21 protein-coding genes are annotated in these 21860 nt (G+C 62.0%); 13 read left to right on the top strand and 8 right to left on the bottom strand.

What is annotated here, in order from left to right:
• Positions 1 to 174 precede the first annotated feature (174 nt).
• The 3 genes from acnA to C6558_RS15990 all read left to right on the top strand — a co-directional run bounded on the left by acnA (position 175) and on the right by C6558_RS15990 (position 4640).
• The gene (acnA, locus tag C6558_RS16000; RefSeq protein ID WP_025425188.1) at positions 175 to 2865 is read left to right on the top strand and encodes an aconitate hydratase AcnA; all 2691 of its coding nucleotides are present in this window, start codon (positions 175 to 177) and stop codon (positions 2863 to 2865) included.
• A gap of 183 nt (positions 2866 to 3048) precedes the next feature.
• Positions 3049 to 3822 carry a thioredoxin family protein gene (locus tag C6558_RS15995; RefSeq protein ID WP_025425189.1) on the top strand — a complete coding sequence of 258 codons (774 nt, stop codon included), beginning with the start codon at positions 3049 to 3051 and terminating at the stop codon, positions 3820 to 3822.
• 413 nt (positions 3823 to 4235) lie between these two features.
• Positions 4236 to 4640 (top strand): DUF2794 domain-containing protein, encoded by a 405-nt coding sequence (locus C6558_RS15990; protein ID WP_038576579.1) that lies wholly within the window; start codon positions 4236 to 4238, stop codon positions 4638 to 4640.
• A 67-nt stretch (positions 4641 to 4707) separates the two neighbouring features.
• Here C6558_RS15990 and C6558_RS15985 read toward each other — a convergent pair whose 3' ends face one another.
• The 4 genes from C6558_RS15985 to C6558_RS15970 all read right to left on the bottom strand — a co-directional run bounded on the left by C6558_RS15985 (position 4708) and on the right by C6558_RS15970 (position 9620).
• The gene (locus C6558_RS15985) at positions 4708 to 5265 is read right to left on the bottom strand and encodes a GNAT family N-acetyltransferase (RefSeq protein ID WP_025425191.1); all 558 of its coding nucleotides are present in this window, start codon (positions 5263 to 5265) and stop codon (positions 4708 to 4710) included.
• 121 nt (positions 5266 to 5386) lie between these two features.
• Positions 5387 to 6124, bottom strand: coding sequence for a Bax inhibitor-1/YccA family protein (locus C6558_RS15980; RefSeq protein WP_025425192.1), 738 nt, complete (start codon positions 6122 to 6124; stop codon positions 5387 to 5389).
• A gap of 221 nt (positions 6125 to 6345) precedes the next feature.
• A complete protein-coding gene (locus C6558_RS15975) occupies positions 6346 to 8898 on the bottom strand; it encodes an ABC transporter permease (RefSeq protein WP_057218359.1) in 2553 nt (850 codons plus the stop codon).
• Positions 8895 to 9620, bottom strand: coding sequence for an ABC transporter ATP-binding protein (locus C6558_RS15970; RefSeq protein ID WP_025425194.1), 726 nt, complete (start codon positions 9618 to 9620; stop codon positions 8895 to 8897). Before C6558_RS15970 ends, C6558_RS15975 begins: the two co-directional genes overlap by 4 nt.
• 67 nt (positions 9621 to 9687) lie before the next feature.
• Here C6558_RS15970 and C6558_RS15965 point away from each other — a divergent pair, with 67 nt between their 5' ends.
• Both C6558_RS15965 and thpR read left to right on the top strand, forming a co-directional pair.
• Entirely contained in the window at positions 9688 to 10329 is a 642-nt protein-coding gene (locus C6558_RS15965; protein ID WP_025425195.1) for an arylesterase, read from the top strand.
• A 114-nt stretch (positions 10330 to 10443) separates the two neighbouring features.
• Positions 10444 to 11034, top strand: coding sequence for an RNA 2',3'-cyclic phosphodiesterase (thpR, locus tag C6558_RS15960; protein WP_025425196.1), 591 nt, complete (start codon positions 10444 to 10446; stop codon positions 11032 to 11034).
• Here the strand turns inward: thpR and C6558_RS15955 are convergent.
• Positions 10971 to 11447: a low molecular weight protein-tyrosine-phosphatase gene (locus C6558_RS15955; protein WP_025425197.1), complete on the bottom strand. Its 477-nt coding sequence runs from the start codon at positions 11445 to 11447 to the stop codon at positions 10971 to 10973. The genes thpR and C6558_RS15955 overlap by 64 nt on opposite strands.
• Positions 11448 to 11533: 86 nt before the next feature.
• Between C6558_RS15955 and C6558_RS15950 the strand changes: the two genes are divergently transcribed.
• The 7 genes from C6558_RS15950 (at position 11534) to C6558_RS15920 (ending at position 17735) form a co-directional block, all read left to right on the top strand.
• Complete coding sequence (locus tag C6558_RS15950; RefSeq protein WP_025425198.1) at positions 11534 to 11851, top strand: 4a-hydroxytetrahydrobiopterin dehydratase; 318 nt, start codon at positions 11534 to 11536, stop codon at positions 11849 to 11851.
• 61 nt (positions 11852 to 11912) lie between these two features.
• A complete protein-coding gene (locus C6558_RS15945) occupies positions 11913 to 12290 on the top strand; it encodes a YkvA family protein (RefSeq protein WP_025425199.1) in 378 nt (125 codons plus the stop codon).
• Between the two features lie 408 nt (positions 12291 to 12698).
• Positions 12699 to 13202 carry an invasion associated locus B family protein gene (locus C6558_RS15940; protein WP_025425200.1) on the top strand — a complete coding sequence of 168 codons (504 nt, stop codon included), beginning with the start codon at positions 12699 to 12701 and terminating at the stop codon, positions 13200 to 13202.
• A gap of 234 nt (positions 13203 to 13436) precedes the next feature.
• On the top strand, positions 13437 to 14672 hold the full coding sequence (rlmN, locus tag C6558_RS15935) for a 23S rRNA (adenine(2503)-C(2))-methyltransferase RlmN (RefSeq protein WP_025425201.1): 1236 nt from the start codon (positions 13437 to 13439) through the stop codon (positions 14670 to 14672).
• A 215-nt stretch (positions 14673 to 14887) separates the two neighbouring features.
• Positions 14888 to 15841 (top strand): ABC transporter substrate-binding protein, encoded by a 954-nt coding sequence (locus C6558_RS15930; protein WP_025425202.1) that lies wholly within the window; start codon positions 14888 to 14890, stop codon positions 15839 to 15841.
• A gap of 224 nt (positions 15842 to 16065) precedes the next feature.
• A complete protein-coding gene (locus C6558_RS15925) occupies positions 16066 to 16944 on the top strand; it encodes an ABC transporter permease (protein WP_025425203.1) in 879 nt (292 codons plus the stop codon).
• A complete protein-coding gene (locus tag C6558_RS15920; RefSeq protein ID WP_025425204.1) occupies positions 16941 to 17735 on the top strand; it encodes an ABC transporter ATP-binding protein in 795 nt (264 codons plus the stop codon). Before C6558_RS15925 ends, C6558_RS15920 begins: the two co-directional genes overlap by 4 nt.
• A 266-nt stretch (positions 17736 to 18001) precedes the next feature.
• On the opposite strand, the gene C6558_RS15915 is transcribed toward C6558_RS15920, so the two are convergent.
• Positions 18002 to 18643 carry a LysE family translocator gene (locus C6558_RS15915; RefSeq protein ID WP_025425205.1) on the bottom strand — a complete coding sequence of 214 codons (642 nt, stop codon included), beginning with the start codon at positions 18641 to 18643 and terminating at the stop codon, positions 18002 to 18004.
• A 175-nt stretch (positions 18644 to 18818) separates the two neighbouring features.
• Between C6558_RS15915 and C6558_RS15910 the strand changes: the two genes are divergently transcribed.
• The gene (locus C6558_RS15910; RefSeq protein ID WP_025425206.1) at positions 18819 to 20036 is read left to right on the top strand and encodes an argininosuccinate synthase; all 1218 of its coding nucleotides are present in this window, start codon (positions 18819 to 18821) and stop codon (positions 20034 to 20036) included.
• Positions 20037 to 20102: 66 nt separating this feature from the next.
• On the opposite strand, the gene C6558_RS15905 is transcribed toward C6558_RS15910, so the two are convergent.
• A complete protein-coding gene (locus tag C6558_RS15905; RefSeq protein WP_025425207.1) occupies positions 20103 to 21341 on the bottom strand; it encodes a multidrug effflux MFS transporter in 1239 nt (412 codons plus the stop codon).
• A complete protein-coding gene (locus C6558_RS15900; RefSeq protein ID WP_025425208.1) occupies positions 21338 to 21817 on the bottom strand; it encodes a MarR family winged helix-turn-helix transcriptional regulator in 480 nt (159 codons plus the stop codon). The genes C6558_RS15905 and C6558_RS15900 overlap by 4 nt, the downstream gene beginning before the upstream one ends.
• Positions 21818 to 21860: the final 43 nt, after the last annotated feature.

The following is a 21860-nucleotide window of genomic DNA, read 5'->3' as shown; positions in this document are numbered from 1 at the left end:
AAGGCGGCCAACACGCCAGCGGTCGGCGTGAATTTCATCCTAGCGCCGAACATGGAATGAATTTCCACGTACGGACAGCGGAAATGGCCGCACCCGCATCCCAATTCGCGCTTCATTGCGCTCGGGCGTTCGTACGTCAGTTTTTGGCGATCAGACGGAACGGGGTATTATCCAGTGTCCAAGTCCCTAGACAGTTTCAATTGTCGCTCCACGCTCACCGTCAACGGTGTCGACTACGTCTATTACAGCCTGCCCAAGGCTGAGGCGAACGGTCTTGCCGGCGTTTCGAAGCTCCCCTACTCGATGAAGGTGCTGCTCGAAAACCTGCTGCGCAACGAAGACGGCCGCTCCGTCACCAAGAAGGACATCGAGAACGTCGCAGCCTGGCTGAACGACAAGGGCACCGCCGAAAACGAAATCGCCTACCGCCCGGCCCGCGTTCTGATGCAGGACTTCACCGGCGTTCCCGCCGTTGTCGACCTCGCTGCCATGCGCGACGCCATGGTGTCGCTTGGTGGCGATCCGGAAAAGATCAACCCGCTGGTGCCCGTCGACCTCGTCATCGACCACTCGGTTATCGTCGACGAATTCGGCACTCCGAACGCCTTTGCCCGCAACGTCGAGCTGGAATACCAGCGCAACGGCGAGCGTTACCGCTTCCTGAAGTGGGGCCAGCAGGCGTTCAAGAACTTCCGCGTCGTGCCGCCCGGCACCGGTATCTGTCACCAGGTCAATCTGGAATATCTGGGCCAGACTGTCTGGACCCGTGAAGAAGACGGCGAAATCACGGCCTACCCGGACACCTGCGTCGGCACCGACAGCCACACGACGATGATCAACGGCCTCGGCGTTCTCGGCTGGGGCGTCGGCGGCATCGAGGCTGAAGCCGCGATGCTCGGCCAGCCGGTCTCCATGCTGCTGCCCGAGGTCATCGGCTTCAAGCTCACGGGCAAGCTCAAGGAAGGCGTGACGGCGACCGACCTCGTGCTGATGGTCGTGCAGATGCTGCGCAAGAAGGGTGTTGTTTCGAAGTTCGTCGAATTCTTCGGCCCCGGCCTCGACAACATGACGCTCGCCGACCGCGCCACCATCGGCAACATGGGTCCGGAATACGGCGCCACCTGCGGCTTCTTCCCGGTCGACAGCGAAACCATCAACTACCTCACCATGTCCGGCCGCGAAGAACAGCGCATTTCGCTGGTCGAAGCCTACTCCAAGGCTCAAGGGATGTGGCGCGATGGTGACGGCTCCGAGCTGGTGTTCACCGACACGCTCGAACTCGACCTCGGCGACGTTGTTCCGGCCATGGCCGGTCCGAAGCGTCCGGAAGGCCGCATCCCGCTGGAAAGCATTGCATCCGGTTTCGCAACCGCCCTCGAAGGCGACTACAAGAAGCCGGGCCAGCTTTCGAACCGCTACGCTGTCGAAGGCACCGACTTCGATCTCGGCCATGGCGACGTTGCCATCGCTGCGATCACGTCGTGCACCAACACGTCCAACCCGTCGGTTCTGATCGCCGCCGGCCTTCTCGCCCGCAACGCCGTTGCCAAGGGCCTGAAGTCCAAGCCGTGGGTCAAGACCTCGCTTGCACCGGGATCGCAGGTCGTCGGCGAATACCTCGCCAAGTCGGGCCTGCAGAAGGACCTCGACGCGCTTGGCTTCAACCTCGTCGGCTTCGGCTGCACCACCTGCATCGGCAACTCCGGTCCGCTGCCGGCCCCGATCTCCAAGACGATCAACGACAAGGGCCTGATTGCCGCCGGCGTTCTCTCCGGCAACCGCAACTTCGAAGGCCGTATTTCGCCGGACGTTCAGGCCAACTACCTCGCCTCGCCGCCGCTCGTCGTCGCCTATGCACTCGCCGGAACGGTTCAGAAGGACCTGACCAACGAGCCGCTCGGCGAAGATCGGGACGGCAACCCGGTCTTCCTCAAGGACATCTGGCCGACCTCCAAGGAAATCCAGGAGTTCATCTTCAAGTACGTGACCCGCGAACTCTACGCGACCAAGTACGCCGACGTGTTCAAGGGCGACGAAAACTGGCAGGCCGTTCAGGTTCCTCCGGGCCAGACCTACGCCTGGGACGATGGTTCGACCTACGTGCAGAACCCGCCCTACTTCGTTGGCATGGGCAAGTCCGGCTTGGGCATCTCCGATATCAAGGGTGCTCGCGTTCTCGGCCTGTTCGGCGACAAGATCACCACCGACCACATCTCGCCGGCCGGTTCGATCAAGGCGGCTTCGCCGGCCGGTTCGTACCTCATCGACCATGGCGTCGGCGTCGCCGACTTCAACCAGTACGGTACGCGTCGCGGCAACCATGAGGTGATGATGCGCGGCACCTTTGCCAACATCCGCATCCGCAACCACATGCTCGGCCCGAACGGCAAGGAAGGTGGCTACACCATCCACTATCCGTCGAAGGAAGAGATGTCGATCTACGATGCGGCCATGCAGTACAAGGAAGAGGGCGTTCCGCTCGTCATCTTCGCCGGCGTCGAATACGGCAATGGCTCGTCGCGCGACTGGGCTGCAAAGGGCACCAACCTGCTCGGCGTCAAGGCCGTGATCGCCCAGTCCTTCGAGCGTATCCACCGCTCGAACCTGGTCGGCATGGGCGTCATCCCGTTCGTCTTCGAACAGGGAACGACTTGGGAATCGCTGGCCTTGAAGGGCGACGAGATCGTCACGATCGACAATCTCGCCAACGTTCAGCCGCGCGAAAAGCGCGTCGCCAAGATCACCTATGGCGACGGCAGCGTGAAGGACGTTCCGCTCGTTTGCCGCATCGATACGCTCGATGAAGTCACCTACGTCAACAATGGCGGCATCCTGCAGACGGTTCTGCGCGACCTCGCCGCCTGATCGCTCTGGTTGCTTGAAACATTGAAAGGCCGGGATACCGCAAGGTGTCCCGGCCTTTTCACGTTTCCTATAGGTTGCCTGCCCATATCCTCACTCCAACGTGACTTCCCGTTGAAGCATCGGCGTCGTATGTAATGGACTTCCCCGTGAAGTAGGCCTGTCGGCCGCCAATGAAGTGACGCCATGACATTCGCAGACAGATATTTCCTTCGCCCCGTTGCAATGGCTTTCGGGCTTTTTGCTGCAGCGTCGGTTCCGGCTATGGCTGAGGATGGCAAGGTTATCAAAGGCGTCGTCGAACTCTTCACCAGCCAGGGCTGTTCCTCCTGCCCTCCAGCCGATGCCGCCTTGAAGAAGCTGGTCGATGACGGCGACGTGGTGGCGCTGTCCTATCACGTCGACTACTGGAACTATCTCGGTTGGAAAGACACGCTCGCCTCGACAGAGAACACAGACCGGCAATATGCCTATGCCCGCATGCTGGGTCGAAATGGCGTCTACACACCGCAGGCGATCCTCAACGGTCGCGACCACGTCAACGGCGCCAATCTGCAGGCGATCAAATCCCGGCTCGACGCCATGAAGACCGCCGGCAAGGGGCTTGCCGTTCCGGTTGACGCGAAGATCAACGGCGAGGAGATTTCGATCAAGGTCGGCGCGGGTGACGGCAAGGCAAATGTCGTCGTCGTCTATTTCGACCGGGCGAAGATCGTCAATGTCGAGAAAGGCGAAAACAGCGGCAAGAAGATCGCCTACTGGCACGCAGTGCGCGATATCCAGACCATTGGCATGTGGGATGGCAAGCCTGCGACCTTCACCCTGCCTGCAACCGTCCTGACGGAGCAGCGTGGCAAAAGCGGCTGCGCGGTGCTGTTGCAGTCGATGAAAGATGCTGAAACCCCGGGCGCGATCATCGGCGCGACTGCCGTGCTCGCCGGCCCGCAGGGCAAACTGTGAGCGGCTGCAGGACGCTTTAAGTCGGAATCGATTTAGGGAAAATAGGCGGCATGCCTGAACCATTACAGCGTCCTTTGCGCGTCATACTTGACGCGCGGCGCTGTAAGGGGTGGTTCGGCCCGGCAGCATCGAGGGGCTGGGGCTGAGGGTTCGAAGTTACCGGACCGAACCGGCCATGACTGCGTTCTTTGAAGGTCACGCAGCATGACGATCTGACCGGACATACGGTGGCAACGACTCTGTCCGTCAGCGCCCGCGAGTTTTGCGGTGAATTGGGGCGGCGATTTGACTGAAATGGGGCAGAGGCAAGAAATGCCATCTGCACCCAGCGGCTCCGGCCGGTTCCGGCTTGCTTTTCGGCTCGTGTCAGGCAAACTGTTATCGTTCTGTCACAACAGAAGGCCGGATTGCCGATGACCGATGAGCCGGATTTGCCGCGAGGCGAGGCGCGACATCAGCGCCAGACCACTTCTGAAGTGGTCGTCGATCTCTCGGAATACAAGAACGCCCGGAATGCTCCTCCCATCACCTTTCACCGCCGAGAACTCGACCAGATCCTGTGGGTCTACGGCCGCATGGTCGGCGAAGGCGAATGGCGCGACTACGCCATTGACCACCTGAAGGACCGCGCCGTCTTCTCCGTTTTCAAGCGCGCGGGCGAGATGCCTCTCTTCCGCATCGAAAAAAACCCGAAGCTGGCGGCCAAGCAAGGTGCCTTTAGCGTGCTCAACGTCCACGGCACGATTCTGAAGCGCGGGCACGAGCTCGGACAGGTCCTGAAGGTTTTCGACAAGGCGCTCAAGCTGGTCGAAACCTGAGACGCCACATCGGAACGATCGGAGAGTCAGGCCCACATGCCGGCTCTGGCTTCGCTGACATCTGCCCTCAGGCTTGATAAAGCGTATCCGGGTAGACGCCCTCGGGCGGATCGCTCGTCGCTCGATCGCCCAGCGCAAGCTGCATGATCGCGGTATCGAGCCACCGTCCATGCTTGAAGCCGGTCGCCTTCATCAGCCCATGATGTTCGAAACCCAATGATTGATGGACCGCGATCGATGCGGGATGGGCACCGCCGATGACCGCCACCATCTGGCGAAATCCAAGCGCCGTGCAGCGGCGAACAAGCTCGGCGAGCAGCATCCTTCCTGCCCCCTTCCCCCGTGCCGAAGGCGCCAGGTAGATCGAATCCTCGACCAGGAAGCGATAGGCCGTCCGCGTGCGGAAGGCCGAGGCATAGGCGTAGCCGATGATCATGCCCGCCGCGTCGATCGCGACGATGTAGGGATAACCATGGCCGACGATGGTGGAGAAGCGCGCTGCCATTTCCGCCTGCGACGGAGGCGCGACCTCATAGGTCGCCACGCCGTTCAGAACGGATTCGCGATAGATCTCGGCAATGGTGGGCAGATCGGAGACGGTGGCGTCGCGCAGGGTCAGGGACATGGAAGGATCTTGACGGTTGGATTTTTTCATTCAGTCACATGGATCGCACCCGTGGATCAAGCCCTTTTCCGGGCAACAAAAAAGGCGGCCGAAGCCGCCTTTTCCGTCAATCTCTTCAGGCTTAGTTGTTCCGGTTGCCCATGAACTGCAGCATGAACATGAACAGGTTGATGAAGTCGAGGTAGAGCGTCAGCGCGCCCATGATCGCCTTGCGGCCAGCAACGGTGCTGTCGTCGGCATCGTAGTACATTTCCTTGATCTTCTGCGTGTCGTAGGCGGTGAGGCCTGCGAAGATCAGCACGCCGATCACGGAGATTGCGAAGCCGAGTGCCGAAGAGCCGAGGAAGATGTTGACGATCGACGCGATGATGACGCCGAACAGACCCATGATCAGGAACGAGCCCATGCCGGACAGGTCCTTCTTCGTGGTGTAGCCGTAGAGCGACAGTGCACCAAACGAGGCGGCGGTCACGAAGAACGTCTGCACGATGCTCTGGCCGGTAAAGACCATGAAGATCGACGACAGCGAAACGCCCATCAGGGCCGCATAGACCCAGAACGTCATCTGCGCGGCAGAAACGCTCATGCTATTGATGCGGAAGCTCATGAAGAACACGAGACCCAGCGGAGCGAGCATGACGACCCATCTCAGGGGCGACGCATAGAGAAGTTGGGCGAATGCCGGATTGGAGACGGCAAGCGCGAATGTTCCGTAAGCTGCCAGGCCGGTGATCGCCAGGCCGAGGGCCATCAAGTTGTAGACCTTCAGCATGTAGGTGCGAAGGCCTTCGTCGATCACGGCACCCGCCTGAGCGCCGGCGGGCGACATTCGGGTTTGGTAGTTTCTCAGATCAGCCATTGTTTCCTCATTTAAGCCCCGGTTGAACTTACGGTGTCGGGCGGATGACCTGACCGATCGGCCATCATCCCATGCCCAGGCGCCGCTGCGGGGCTCCAGCATGCCTGTGGATAAATATGATGCCGAAAGCCCTTGCGTACAAGACCTTCAGACCCGTGATTCGGCACAGCCTGGGCGTTTATGGCCTTGTATGACAGGGATTTACGGTTAACTCCGTCCGCTCAGAGCTCCCGCAGGACCGGCGCCGCCTTCTGACCCAGCACACGCCAGGTGCCGGCAAGCCCGATGCCAACAGTCATCACCAGCGCAATGACGACCGTGGCAACCGCAACATCCGGCAGGAAACTCGACGGCAGCTTCATGATCCGGCTGACGACGTACCAGGCGGAGACGCCGCCCGCAAACAGCGCAAAGACCGCGGTTGCAAGGCCAAGGATGATGTATTCGTAGCTGAAGGCACGGATCAGCGTGGCGCGCGTGGCGCCCAGCGTCTTCAGCACCACCGCATCGTGGATGCGCGCCCGATTGCCGGCAGCAAGCGCGCCGGCCAGCACCAGGACGGAGGCGACGAGCGCGACGGCGGCGGCAGCACGGATCGCCGTTGCCAGCTGCCCGAGAAGCGCGTTCACAATGTCGAGAGCATCCTTTACCCGCACGCTGGTGATCGTCGGATAGGCGTTGGTCACGGCTTTCAGCACCGTCGCCTCCTCCTCCGGCGTCGCGCCGGGATCGATCACCGTTGCGAGCCACGCATGCGGAGCGCCGGCAAAGGTGTTGGGCGAGAATACCATCACGAAGTTGATCGACAGCGATTCCCATTCGACATTGCGGAAGTTGGCGATCTTGGCGGTGATGTTGCGGCCAAGCACGTTGACCGTCACCATGTCGCCGATCTTCAATCCGAGCTCGCGCGCCTCTTCCGCCGAAAACGACACCAGCGGCTCGCCGCTATGGTCGGGCGCCCACCAGCTGCCTTCTGCAAGCGTCGAATTCTCCGGCTTGTTCTTGGCATAGGTGATGCCGCGGTCGCCGCGCAGCACCCACTGGCCACTCGGCGGGACGTTGCGACTGTTCACGTCCTCGCCGTTGAAGGCGACGATACGGCCGCGCAGCATCGGCACTTCGATGACCTTGCCATCAGGCATCGATCCGTTGAGCAGCGCGCGGAACCCCTCGATTTCGCTTCCCTGGATATCGACGAAGAAGAAATTGGGCGCCCGCTCGGCCATGCTGCCGGTCAGTTCGCGCCGAAGATTGCCGTCGATCAACGCAAGCGTGACGAGAAGCGCAAGACCGAGGCCGAGCGACAGCACCACCGAAGGCGTGAGCGCGCCCGGTCGATGGATGTTGCCGATCGCCAGCCGTAACGACGGCGAGTTGACGCGCGGGCTACGGCGCGCAAGCCATGAGATCAGCAGCGAGACGAGACGCAGAACGATGAAGGCGAAGGCGATCGCGCCGAGGAACACGAGCGAGATGTAGCGGTCATAGGCGGTCCAGATGGCAAGTCCTGCAAGCGCGCCCAGGCAGGCGAACGCGCCGACCAGATAGGGCCATGCGGGAAAGCCCGAGGGGTCGAAGCCCTGCTGGCGAAAGAGCGCTGTCGCCGGGATGCCGCGTGCGCGGCCGAGCGGAAGGATGGCGAACGCAAGCGCCGTCAACACGCCGAACAGGGCGGCGATGCCGAGCGCACCGGGATAGAGCCTGAACTCCGTCGAAATCGGTAGCAGATCGGCAAGAAACTGTGCGGCGACGAAGGGAATGAGCGCACCGAGAACAAGCCCTATGGCGATGCCGATCAGAGCGATCAGGAGGATCTGCGACAGATAGATCATCGCCACCAGCGAGGCAGGCGCACCCAGGCACTTGAAGGTGGCTATGACGCTGCGCTTCTGGTCGAGATAGGCGCGCACGGCATTGGCGACACCAACGCCGCCGACGATCAGGGCCGTCAACCCGACAAGCGTCAGGAACTGCGAAAAACGGGTGATATTGGCGGTCAGCGACGGGGCCGCGTTGGAGCTGGTGCGGATCGACCAGCCGGCCGACGGAAAGCGCGTCTCGGCGTCGCCGCGGACCGCGTCGACCCGGGTCGGATCGCTCACCTTCACCTTGTAGCCGTGTTCGACAAGACTTCCCGTCTGCACGAGACCCGATGCGTTGAGCGTTTCATCCGAAACCATCAGGCGCGGTGCGAAGCCGAATCCGTCGGAGAGCGCATCCGGCTCGTGCACGATCTTGCCTGAAATCTTGATGCGGGCATTGCCCAGCAGGATTTCATCACCGACGGAAATGCCGAGGCGATCAAGCAACAGCGGTGCGGCCACCGCACCGAACACGTCGCCCTGCCGCGCCAGCAGACTGCCAAGCGGCTGATCCGGTTGGCTTTCCAGCTTGCCATAGAGCGGATAGGCTGCATCGACGGCTTTCAACTCGACGAGTGCCTGGTTCGATCCATCGGGCAAACGCGCCATGGAGCGAAGGCCCGCTGAAACCGAGACGGGTCCGAGCCCGTCGAGGAACGCGCGCTCCTCTGTCGTTGCCACCCGGTTGTTGAGCTCGAAGCGGATGTCGCCGGCAAGCAGCTCGCGCCCCTGGGACGCGATCGTCGCGGTGATCGATTGCGACAGCGAGTTGACGCCGGCGATCGCCGCCGTGCCAAGCGCGATGCAGGCGAGGAAGATATAGAACCCCTTGAGGCCGCCGCGCATTTCGCGCAACGCCAGCCGCAGGGCGAGCAGTGGGCGCAGTCGGATCGCGAGGGCCTCGCTCATGCGGATGCCGCTTCCTGGCGCTGCGTTTCGACGACCGGTTCGAACGCGCCACTGGAAATGATCTCGCCGGAGCGCACCCGCACCTGCCGCGAGCAACGGGCCGCGAGCGCTGCGTCATGGGTGACCAGCACCAGTGTCATGCCCCGGTCACGCTGTTCGGCGAAAAGCAGATCGGCGATCTGCCGGCCCGTCTCGTCATCGAGATTGCCGGTCGGCTCATCGGCGATCAGCAGCTTCGGCGACGGCGCGAGTGCACGGGCGATCGCCACGCGCTGCTGCTCGCCGCCGGAAAGCTGGCCGGGATAGTGGCTCAAGCGCTCGCCGAGGCCGACGGCCACAAGCTCCTTGCGCGCGATCTCGAAGGCGCCGGGAACATTGGCGAGTTCGAGCGGCACGGCAACGTTTTCGAGGGCTGTCATATTGGGGATGAGGTGGAAGGATTGGAAGACGATGCCGATGTTGCGCCCGCGGAAGTCGGCGACCCTGTCCTCGTTCAGCCGGTGCAGCGGCGTGCCGTCGATAATGATTTCGCCGCGGTCCAGCCGTTCAAGGCCAGCCAGCACCATCAGCAGCGTCGACTTGCCCGAACCGGAAGGCCCGACGATGCCGACGGACTCGCCGGCGTCGATTGTCAGGCTCATGCCTTTCAGCACATGCACCGAGGCCGCGGCTTCGCCGAGGGTGAGGTCGGCATTTTTGAGCTCGATGATGGTACTGGCCAAGCGAAACAATCCTATATGAAACGGAAAGGGAATAAGAAAACAGCACCCGCGATTTAGGAACAGACCCATGGCATTAAAAGGATTTCAACGGTTTTTCTTGGGGCTCGCAATGACAATTGCGTTATCGGCGGCAGCACGGGCCGAAACGATCAGCCTCGTCGGCTTCGGCGACAGCCTGATGGCGGGTTATCAGCTGCCTCCCGAGGATGCCTTCCCGGCCCGGCTTGAAAAGGCGTTGAAGCAAAAGGGCCTCGATGTCACGGTGGCGAACGCCGGCGTTTCTGGCGACACCAGCTCAGGCGGCCTTGCGCGCATCGACTGGTCGATACCCGACGGCACCAAGGGTGTCATCCTGGAGCTTGGCGCCAACGACGCGTTGCGCGGCATTCCGCCGGAAGAAACCCGCAAGAACATCGAGGCGATGATTTCACGATTGAAGGAGCGCGGCATCGCCGTGCTGCTCGCCGGCATGATGGCGCCGCCGAACATGGGTGCCGACTATGCCGCCCGGTTCAATCCGATCTATCCGGAACTCGCAGAGAAATACGGGCTGCAGCTCTACCCCTTCTTCCTCGACGGCGTTGTCACCGACGCAGCACTCAAGCTTGAGGACGGCATGCACCCGAACGGCAACGGCGTCGGCACGATGGTCGATAAGGCGCTGCCCGTGGTCGAACGTTTCATTGCAACATTGTCAAAGGCGGAGTGAACAAATCATCCACAGTTAAGAGAGTGTTAATATTCGCAAGCGTCAAATAGTAGTTGCCTGCAGACTCGATGCGTGATTCGCTGAGACATCTGCAAGAGATTCGGGGAGCTCGCCATGCCGAGACTATTCACCGCCCTCGAAATTCCGCGCAATGTTGCGATGAGTCTTTCATTGCTGCGCGGAGGTCTTCCCGGAGCTCGCTGGATCGATGTGGAGAACTACCACATCACCTTGCGCTTCATTGGTGACGTCGACTGGCGCACCGCAGACGAGATCATCGACAAGCTTGACCGGATCGAAAGACCGGAATTCCAGCTGCAACTGACCGGCACCGGCGCCTTCGGCTCGAAGAAGCCACACTCGGTCTGGGCTGGGGTCAGCAATCACCCGGAAATGTACGCGCTGCAGGCCGAAATCGAGCGCATCTGCCAGAGGCTGCGGCTGCCGGCCGACCCGCGCAAGTTCACGCCGCATGTCACGCTTGCAAGGCTGCGCTCCAGCCGCGTCGAGGATGTGGTCGAATATCTCTCCGGACGCGGCAACTTCATGGCCTCACCCTTCACCGTCTCACGTTTCGTGCTTTTGTCGTCGCGCGATTCCGTCGGCGGCGGCCCCTACCTCACCGAAGAGGTGTTTCCGCTTCACGAAGTCCGCTCTTCGAGCCTTTCCAGCAACGACGAGCATCCGGCCTCCAACATCTGGTAAAGGCGTTTGAACGCTTCGGGACCGTCATAATAGGGATCAGGAACGTCCTGGTCCCGCCCCGAAGCGTAGCTCAGAAACAGATCGATCCTGTCTTCAAGCCCCGCCGGCGCGAGCTGGCGAAGCGTCTTGACGTTCTCCCCATCCATGCCGAGGATCAGGTCGAACGCCGCAAAGTCGGCCTTTGAAACCTTGCGCCCGCGAAGGCCGGAAATGTCGATGCCGTGCCGGCGCGCCGCCTCGATCGACCGGCGGTCCGGTGGATCGCCGATATGCCACCCACCCGTACCGGCAGAATCGACAGAAATCTGTGACGCCAGACCCTTTTGCGCCGCGAGCTCGCGCAGCACGCCTTCAGCCAGAGGTGACCGGCAGATATTGCCGAGACAAACAAAAAGAATTCGGACCGGTTTCATGCTATCCATTTCAAGGAGATAAGAGGCCAGCCGACTTATACGCGGCGGCACAGCCTTGGAACAGACGCGGTGAAAGGGAGGAACGGATGAGGCCGGAGAAACTCGACGAGGCGGCAATCGCCGAGCATTTGCACAAGATGGAAGGGTGGGTGCGCGCCGAAGACGGCGCCTCCATCTGGAAAGCTTTTCGCTTCAAGAATTTCGTCGAGGCTTTCGGCTTCATGACGGAGATGGCGATCGTTGCCGAAAAGCTCGATCATCACCCGGAATGGTTCAACGTCTACAACCGCGTCGACGTGACGCTCACGACGCACGACGCCAGCGGCCTCACCGAACTGGACTTCAAGCTGGCTGCCAGAATGGACAAGGCTGCGGCCGGCCGCATGCCCGACCATTTGAAATAGATTTTGAAATGGATCTGGCACTTCCCATATTGTTGAGCGTTGCAACATCGGAAGCGAGGCGATGGACGACGTAAAGATTGGTGAAATTCTCCTGCCCGGCGAAGAATCCGAACAGGAGCGCAGGGAAAAGCGCGTCAAGCGACGCTTCTGGCCGACCTTTCGCCGCGCCGCCCGGCAGATACCGTTCAGCCGGGAACTCGTGGCTGCCTATTATTGCGCGATCGACCCGAAGACGCCGACGCGCACGCGCGGCATCCTGCTGGCGGCACTGGCCTATTTCGTGCTGCCGCTCGACTTCCTTCCCGATGTGCTCGCCGTCGTCGGATTTTCCGATGATGTCGCGGTTCTGACTGCCGCCTTTGCCGCCATCAGCGGGCAAATCAAGGAAGCCCACTACCTCAAGGCCGACGAGACGCTGGCCGACAATCCCGAGGAATGACCGCGGAAAATGCGGTCCGTCCGTGTGTCCGCCGTATTCCTGCCCAAAAGTCAAACTCTTGCCCAATTCTTTGTGGCATAGACATTTTGGAACGACACGCATCGAAACGTCTTGGTTGAGACGCGCGTTGTTTGGAATGGCATGGGGCAGGAAACGATCCGGAAGAGCTGTTCGAGGCGCCGAACACTCGACGCCGGAAGAGCGCTCCAAAAAATTGACGGACGGCAGATCTGCGGATGCTGGAGCGAAGGCGACAAATGCTTCGTTTCGGGGCTGAAACCAGCGGATTTTGGCCCTCGTTGACGGTTTGGTAACCTGAATTAAGTCACAACAATTGAAATCATGACTACGCGTCGCCCGTCTGACCTGTTTCGGGTGATCGAAAAGCAAGAAAAGCGGCAGGACCTCATGTTTGTAAGAAAGATCGCAACCGCAATCGCACTCGTTCTGGCAACCGCCAGCATGGCTGCCGCCCAGTCTCCGACGCGCATCCAGCAGTTCAACGCCTGGGGCGCCTATTCCTACAATTCCGGCGGCGGCAAGGTCTGCTATGTCCTGTCGGTTCCGAAGGAAAAGAGCCCGGCCGGCGTCGACCACGGCGACATCTTCTTCCTCGTTTCCCAGCGCCCCGGCCAGAACATCAGCTACGAGCCGCAGGCCATGATGGGCTACCCGCTGCAGGAGAACTCGAAGGTCAACGTCGTCATCGACGGCCGCACCTTCGTGATGTTCACCAAGGGCAACTCTGCCTGGGTCGAGAACGCCGCTGAAGAGCCGGCGCTCGTTGCCGCGATGAAGACCGGCAAGGCGATGTCGGTCAACGCCAAGTCGCGCAAGGGCACCACGACCACCTACGCCTATTCGCTGTCGGGCATCTCGGCTGCACTGAAGCAGATCGAAGCCTGCAAGTAGGCTCTCGCCACTTTGGCAGAACACAAGGCCGGCGCCTGACGCCGGCCTTTTTGCATTCAGGATTGACGCCTGCGCGTGACTCTTGAGCAAAACAATGCTACAGCCCCGGCAAATTAAGAGCCCCCGCGCCCTATTGGCCGCGCTTGAAGGCTCGACCGATTTCAATTCGAGCATCAGGACAATCTCCGGACCCTTCTCCGGACGGGCGTTTTCTGTACGACAGGACACCAGAGCATGGCAGCCACTGAAATCTTGAACCGGGTGGATACCGTCAAGGCACCGCAGGCGCGCATCGCACCGCAGGCCGAGAAGCCTTCGCTGATCGGGCTGTTGCGCGAGGACATGGCCAAGGCCCTGGTCGAAAAAGGTATTCCCGAGCGTCAGGTGAAGATGCGCGTCAGCCAGCTCTGGCACTGGCTCTACGTGCGCGGTGTTTCCGACTTCGACGAGATGCTGAACGTCTCGAAGGACATGCGCGAGATGCTGAAGCAGCATTTCACCATCGCCCGGCCGGAGATCGTCGAGGAGCAGACCTCGGGCGACGGCACCCGCAAGTGGCTGCTGCGCTTTCCCGCCCGCGGCGCCGGCCGCCCGGTCGAGATCGAAACGGTCTACATCCCCGAAGAGGGCCGCGGCACGCTCTGCATCTCCAGCCAGGTCGGCTGCACGCTCACCTGTTCCTTCTGTCACACCGGCACGCAGAAGCTGGTGCGCAACCTGACGGCCGAGGAAATCCTGGCGCAGCTGCTGCTCGCGCGCGACCGGCTCGGCGACTTCCCGGAGCGCGACACGCCCCAGGGCGCGATCGTGCCGGCGGAAGGCCGCAAGATCACCAACATCGTCATGATGGGCATGGGCGAGCCGCTCTACAATTTCGAGGAGGTCAAGACCGCCCTGTTGATCGCCTCCGACGGCGAGGGCCTGTCGCTCTCCAAGCGCCGCATCACGCTTTCGACCTCCGGCATCGTGCCCGAGATCTATAGGACCGGCGACGAGATCGGTGTCATGCTGGCGATCTCGCTGCATGCGGTGCGCGACGACCTGCGCGACATGCTAGTGCCGATCAACAAGAAATATCCGCTGAAGGAACTGATGGATGCCTGTCGCGCCTATCCGGGCCTGTCGAACGCGCGCCGCATCACCTTCGAATATGTGATGCTCAAGGACGTCAACGACAGCCTCGAGGACGCCAAGGAACTGGTGAAGCTCTTGAAGGGCGTGCCGGCGAAGATCAACCTCATTCCGTTCAACCCTTGGCCGGGCACCAACTACCAGTGTTCCGAGTGGGAGCAGATCGAGAAATTCGCCGATTTCATCAACCAGGCGGGCTACGCCTCGCCGATCCGCACGCCGCGCGGCCGCGACATCCTGGCCGCCTGCGGCCAGCTGAAGTCCGAATCCGAGCGCATGCGCAAGGTCGACCGGCTCGCCTTCGAAGCAATGATGATTGCCAATCACGGCGAGGACTGAGCCATCAGGTGGGTGCGGCGCGGTTTTCCGCCCGCATTTCACCTTTCACGACTCAAAGACGATCGCAACGCCCTCGGATTGTGTCGATCCGCACCATCTCAACCGCAGGCATGTCGTGATCGATGAAGAACTTTGATGGGTGATGCAGTTCCTATCGATTGATTTCATGTCACCGGTTTCCTAAGAAAGCGGGCAATCAATCTAGGAGGACACCCATGCGCTCACTTCTCGTCGCCCTTGCCGCCACGGTGGCATTTACCCTGCCCGCACGCGCCGATGAGGTGACCGTCGCCGTAACCGCGATCGTCGAACACCCGGCTCTCGATGCCGCACGCGACGGTGTGAAGGACGCGCTGGCCGCAGCCGGCTACAAGGAGGGCGAAAACCTCAAGTTCCTCTACGAGTCCGCCCAAGGCAACCCGGCGACCGCAGCACAGATCGCCCGCCAGTTCGCCGGTGAAGCGCCTAATGTCATCGTTCCGATCTCGACCCCGTCGGCCCAGGCCGTCGTTTCCTCGACGCGCGATATTCCGGTGGTCTTCACCGCCGTGTCCGACCCGATCGGCGCACAACTGGTCAAGGACATGGACAAGCCGGGCGGCAACGTCACCGGTCTTTCCGACATGTCGCCGGTCGCCGAGCACGTCGCGCTGATCAAGGAAATCCTGCCGAACGCCAAGTCGATCGGCTACCTCTACAACTCCGGCGAAGCCAACTCCGTGTCGCTTCTGGCAGTCTTGAAGACGGAAGCCGAAAAGGCCGGCCTGACCGTGGTCGAATCCGCGGCAACGAAGTCGGCCGAAGTCCAGGGTGCGGCCCGCGCACTCGTCGGCCGCGCCGACGTGATCTACGTTCCGACCGATAACACGATCATCTCCGCGCTCGAAGGTGCGATCGCCGTGGCTGAGGAAGCCAAGTTGCCGCTCCTCACCGCTGACACGGATTCGGTCGCGCGCGGCTCGCTCGCGGCTCTCGGCTTCAACTACTACGATGTCGGCAAGCAGACCGGCGAAATCGTCGTTCGCATCCTCAAGGGCGAAAACCCGGGTGATATCGCCGTCAAGGTTGCCGCCGGTTCCGACCTGGTGATCAACAAGAAGGCCGCTGAAAAGATGGGCGTCACCCTTCCGGAAAGTGTCGTCAAGCGCGCTACACGCGTTGTCGAATAAGGCTTTGAGCCTTTTCAGGTTCAAGTTTATTGCGTTTTGGCCGCCCTCGTTCCATACGAGGGCGGTTCGTTATTGGAGCACGGCGTTTCCCTCGGGGCACGCAAGATGCGCTCTGACAGTTTGAAGCTGCGCCGACGCCGGATCTCTGGACGTCATGGCCAACCGGAGACGCCGCGCTGATAGAACAAGCTTAAGGCGCGCGGCAAAAAAAGAGGGTCGGGGGTTTGAGTCAAATCGCTTTCTGGGGAGCCGTCGAACTGGGGCTGGTCTACGCCTTTGTCGCCGTCGGCGTCTTTCTCGCATTCCGGGTTCTCGACTTCCCTGACCTGACGGTCGACGGTTCGTTCCCGCTCGGCGCCGCGGTGACCGCGGTGCTGATCATCGCCGGCGTCAACCCGTGGATCGCGGCCTGTGTCGCCATGGTGGCGGGTGCCGCCGCCGGCATCGTCACGGCGATGCTCAACGTGCGCTTCAAGATCCTCAATCTGCTGGCCTCGATCCTGACGATGATCGCGCTGTTCTCGGTCAATCTGCGCGTGATGGGCAAACCCAACGTCGCGCTGATCAACGCCGACACCATGCTCTCGCCGTTCTTTGGCCTGGGGCTTCGTGATTTCTACGTTCGCCCGCTGTTCATCGGCATCCTGGTGCTCGTTGCCGTCATCGTCGTCTGGCGCTTCCTCGAAAGCGATGCGGGTCTTGCGATGCGGGCAACCGGCGCCAATGCGCGCATGGCCCGTGCGCAAGGGGTCGACACCAACCGGCAGATCTATCTCGGTATGGCGATCTCGAACGCGCTCGTTGCCTTCGGCGGCGCGCTCTTTGCCCAGACCAACGGCTTTGCCGACGTCACTTCCGGGGTCGGTACCATCGTCGTCGGCCTTGCAGCCGTCATTATCGGCGAGACGCTGCTCGGCGCCCGCGGCATCCTGATCGCGCTGATCGGCTGCGTGCTCGGCTCGATCCTCTATCGCATCGCCATCCAGCTGGCGCTGTCGACCGACATGCTCGGCTTGCAGGCCTCCGATCTCAATTTCGTGACCGCCGTGCTCGTCACCTTCGCCCTCATCCTTCCCCGACTTCGTCGCGGAGGTGCGGCATGATCAGCGTCAAGAACATCCAGGTCGTCTTCGGCAAGGGAACGCCGCTGCAGAAGCAGGCGCTGAACGGCGTCGACCTCACAATCGAGCAGGGCTCCTTCGTCACCGTCATCGGCTCCAATGGCGCCGGCAAATCGACGTTGCTCGGCGTTCTCGCCGGCGACGTGCTGCCGAGTGCGGGCCAGGTGACGATCGGCAAGACCGATGTGACCCGCAAGGGCACCGCCGCTCGCGCCGGCCTTGTCGCCCGCGTGTTTCAGGATCCGCTGACCGGTAGCTGCGGTGCGCTTTCGATCGAAGAGAACCTGGCGCTCGCCGCCAAGCGCGGCGAGAAGCGTGGCCTGATGGCAGCGCTCGGGCCGAAGCGCCGCGAACATTTCCGCGAGCGCATCGCCGAGCTTAATCTCGGCCTCGAAAACCGCATGGGCGACCGCATGGACCTGCTTTCGGGCGGCCAGCGCCAGGCGGTCTCGCTGGTCATGGCGACACTTGCCGGCTCCGAAGTGCTGCTGCTCGACGAACATACCGCCGCCCTTGATCCCGGGATGGCCGAGTTCGTTATGAACCTCACCCAGAAGATCGTTTCCGAGCGCAGGCTGACGACGATGATGGTTACCCACTCGATGCGCCAGGCGCTCGACTATGGCCATCGCACCGTCATGCTGCATGGCGGCGAGATCGTGCTCGACGTTGCCGGCGACAGCCGCAAGGAATTGCAGGTCGAGGACCTCATCGCCATGTTCCGCCGCATCCGCGGCCAGACGCTCGACGACGACGCGCTGCTCATCGGCTGACCCCGTCGCTTACGGGGCGATCAGAGCTTGCCCCTCATCTGCCTGCCGGCATCTTCTCCCCGTAAAGACGGGGAGAAGAGACAAGTGGCAATCTCTCAGCCGTTCTCCGGCAAACGGCGTGAAGTGCCATCTACCGTTTCACACGTCTCCCCATGCTGCTCCGGCGATCGCCGTTGCCGCCGAACGATGCAGCACGTGCTCTTCTCCCCACATGCGGGGAGAAGATGCCGGCAGGCAGATGAGGGGCGAAACCCTCCGAAGACGCCCTATCGCGCCGTCGTCATGAAGATCTTCACCGCAAAGACAGGGAAGACGCCGGCAAAACTGTAGTCGAGCGCCCGCATGAACCCCTTGTTGCGCTGCAGCCAGGAGGACAGCCAGTCGGCGGTAAATACCACCAGCATGTTTACAGGCATGCCGATGACGATGAACATCGCGCCGAGGAACAGAAGCTTGCCCGTCACCGATGCATCGTTGGCGCTGACGAACTGCGGCAGGAAAGTCATGAAAAAGATGATGACCTTGGGGTTGAGCAGGTTTACCCAGAAGCCCGACGAGACGTTGGAAAGAGCCGTACCGCCGGAACCTTCGACGGTCTTGACCGAAAGCGTCGATCCGTGGCGGATCGCCTGAACCGCAAGCCAGAGCAGATAGGCGGCACCTCCGGTCTTCAGCACCATGAACGCAGCAGGCGAGGCCGTGATCAGCGCCGAGATGCCGAAGGCGACCAGTAGGGTGTGAACGACGATGCCGAAGCTCGTCCCGAGCACCACGAATAGGGCGGCCTTCTTGCCTTGCGACAGCGCGCGGCTGATCGAAAGCGTCATGTCCGGCCCCGGCGTTGCCGCAAGCAGCAGCGTGGCGGCAGCAAAGCCGAACAGCGTGGGCAGGCTGGGAAGGAAGTCCATGTGCGCGATTCCTGGAACACTCGGTGACCTCGTCTATTCCGGAGCGTCGGCTTTTGCCAGCGGATTTGGGTGTCGCAGCGTTCTTCCGCTTGTATCCAGGCGTGTTCCGGATAAAGTGCCGCAGAATTTCCAAGGCGGCACGCCGCCCTCTTCCAAGACCAGACGGACGGAAACCATGGCATCGCATAAAGACGTGAAAAAGGTCGTTCTCGCCTATTCGGGCGGTCTCGACACCTCGATCATCCTGAAGTGGCTGCAGACCGAACTCGGCGCCGAAGTTGTGACGTTTACGGCAGACCTCGGCCAGGGCGAAGAACTGGAGCCGGCGCGCAAGAAGGCCGAGATGCTCGGCATCAAGGAAATCTACATCGAGGATGTGCGCGAAGAGTTCGTGCGCGATTTCGTCTTCCCGATGTTTCGCGCCAACGCCGTCTATGAGGGCGTCTACCTGCTCGGCACCTCCATCGCGCGTCCGCTGATTTCCAAACACCTGATCGACATCGCCAAGAAGACCGGCGCTGACGCGATCGCCCACGGCGCCACCGGCAAGGGCAACGACCAGGTTCGCTTCGAGCTGTCGGCATACGCGCTCAACCCCGACATCAAGATCATCGCTCCATGGCGCGACTGGTCGTTCAAGAGCCGCACCGACCTGCTCGAATTCGCCGAGAAGCACCAGATCCCGGTCGCCAAGGACAAGAAGGGCGAGGCTCCCTTCTCTGTCGACGCCAACCTCTTGCACTCCTCCTCCGAGGGCAAGGTTCTGGAAGATCCGTCGCAGGAAGCCCCGGAATACGTGCACATGCGCACGATCTCGCCGGAAGCGGCTCCCGACAAGGCAACCGTCATCAAGGTCGGTTTCGAGCGCGGCGACGCCGTCTCGATCAACGGCGTGCGCCTTTCGCCGGCAAACCTGCTGGCAAAGCTCAACGACTACGGCCGCGACAATGGCATCGGCCGGCTCGACCTCGTCGAAAACCGCTTCGTCGGCATGAAGTCGCGCGGCGTCTACGAGACCCCCGGCGGCACCATCCTGCTGTCGGCACACCGCGCGATCGAATCGATCACGCTCGACCGTGGCGCCGCCCACCTCAAGGACGAGCTGATGCCGCGCTACGCCGAGCTGATCTATTACGGCTTCTGGTTCTCGCCGGAGCGCGAGATGCTGCAGGCGGCGATCGACAGGAGCCAGGAGCATGTCGAAGGCGAAGTGACGCTGAAGCTCTACAAGGGCAATGTCATGGTCACCGGCCGCGAAAGCCCGAAGTCGCTCTATTCCGACAAGCTGGTCACCTTCGAAGACGACCAGGGCGCCTACGACCAGAAGGATGCTGCCGGCTTCATCAAGCTGAATGCGCTGCGCCTGCGCACGCTGGCTGCACGCAACCGTTAAAAGCGGCAAGCACCTGACAAGAAAAAGCCTCCGCGACCCGGGTCGCGGAGGCTTTTTCGTTTCGTCTTATTCAGCCGCTTCCGGCAGGGGCTGCGTGCCATCGACTGGCGCCGCCAATGGCGTCAGGCGAACGGTGCGGCGATACCAGAGATAGCTGAACACGCAGAGAAGGCCGAAGCTCGGAATGATCGTGCCGAGCGCCAGCACCGGCACGCCGACAACGGCCGCCAAGGCGCCGCCGAGAAGGCCGGCGCCCATCTGGATGAAGCCCATCATCGCCGACGCCGTACCGGCGATATGCGGGAAAGGCGCCATGGCCGCCGTCATCATGTAGGGCATGACGAAGGCGATGCCGAAGGCGTAGACGCCGACCGGCGCCATCACCGCCAGGAAGCTCGGTTCGAGCGCGTGCATGGTGTAGGCGAGCGCCACACTGCCGAGCGCGATGAAACAAAGACCGACCGGCACCAGCGCCTGCGGCGTGAACCGCCGCATTAACAGCCGCACCGTGACCGTGCCCGAGAAGAAGAAACCGGATTGCATCAGCATGCCGACGCCGAATTCGGTCGGCGTCAGCCCGACCGTGCCGATCAGGACGAAGGGCAGCATCGTCGCTTGGGCGTAGAGCGCGCCGACGGCGCCGGCAATCACCAGGGTCGAGGAGACGAAGCGGGTATCTGTCAGAAGCTCGCGATAGGCGGCAAGGATCGGCCGCAGATGGCCCTTGGCCGGATCGGGCGTCGCGGTTTCGGCCATGAAGAACTGCACGCAAACGCAGGCCATCAGCGCAAAGCCGACCATCAGGAAGAAGATAGACTGCCAGCCGAAGAGGCCAAGCGCCAGGCCGCCGAGCGTCGGCGACACCGCCGGCCCGATGGCCAGCATCATGCCGATCATGTTCATGATCCGCGCCGCCTGAAGGCCGGTGAACTGGTCGCGCACGATGGCGCGCGCAACCGTCATGCCGACGGAGGCGCCGATGCCCTGCACCAGGCGCCCGGCGAGCAGGACCGCGACCGATGGGGCAAAGGCTGCCATCAGGCTGCCGGCGAGGTAGATGGTCATGAAGATCAGCGTCGTGCGCCGGCGGCCGATGACGTCGGAGAGCGTGCCCGAAACCAGCTGTGCGAAGGCGAAGCCTGCGAAGTAGAGCGACAGCGTCATCTTGATCGCCGCCTCGCTGGAGGAGAAGGCGCGGACCAGTTCGGGCATTGCCGGTGTATAGAGCGCCATGGAAACGGGGCCGAGCGCGACAAGGAAGGCGCCGATGATGCTGGTGCGCCGTTCGCTCATGCGGCGCGTCATGGCTTTGCACCCTTCTCCTTGCCGGCGACGCACGGATCGAGGCCGCGCAAATTTTCGCGCAGGATACGCAGGTTGGCGCAGAGCATGTCGCGCGTCGCCTCGTCGAGCCCTTCCGTATAGGCATTCATCATCTCGCGCAGCCCCGCCATCAGCTCGGCGAGCAGCGGATCGGCCTTGTCGGTGATGACGACGTTCTTGGCGCGGCGGTCGGCCGGGTCGGGCAGACGGGCAACCAGCTCCATCGCCTCCAGCCGGTCGAGATAGGCCGACAGCGTCATCGGCTCGATGCCCATGCGCGTGGCGATTTCCGCCTGCTTGATGCCCTCGGTCAGCGCCACCTGGATCAGCGTGCGCGCTTCACCGGGCGTGATGCCGAGATCCATGGCGTTGACCTTGCGGTCAAAAGCGCCACGCAGAAGGCGGGAGACATCGGTCAGCAACATGCCGATGGTTTCGGATTCGAGTTTTGTCGGCATCAGGATCGTTCACGAGAGATATAATAAGTTTTCCTTATCATAC

The sequence above is a fragment of the Ensifer sp. NM-2 genome, assembly GCF_003024455.1.
In the GTDB taxonomy this organism is placed as follows: Bacteria; Pseudomonadota; Alphaproteobacteria; order Rhizobiales; family Rhizobiaceae; genus Ensifer; species Ensifer canadensis.
The sequence above is the reverse complement of the archived record's forward strand: the minus strand, read 5'-3'. Positions and strand labels throughout refer to the sequence as shown.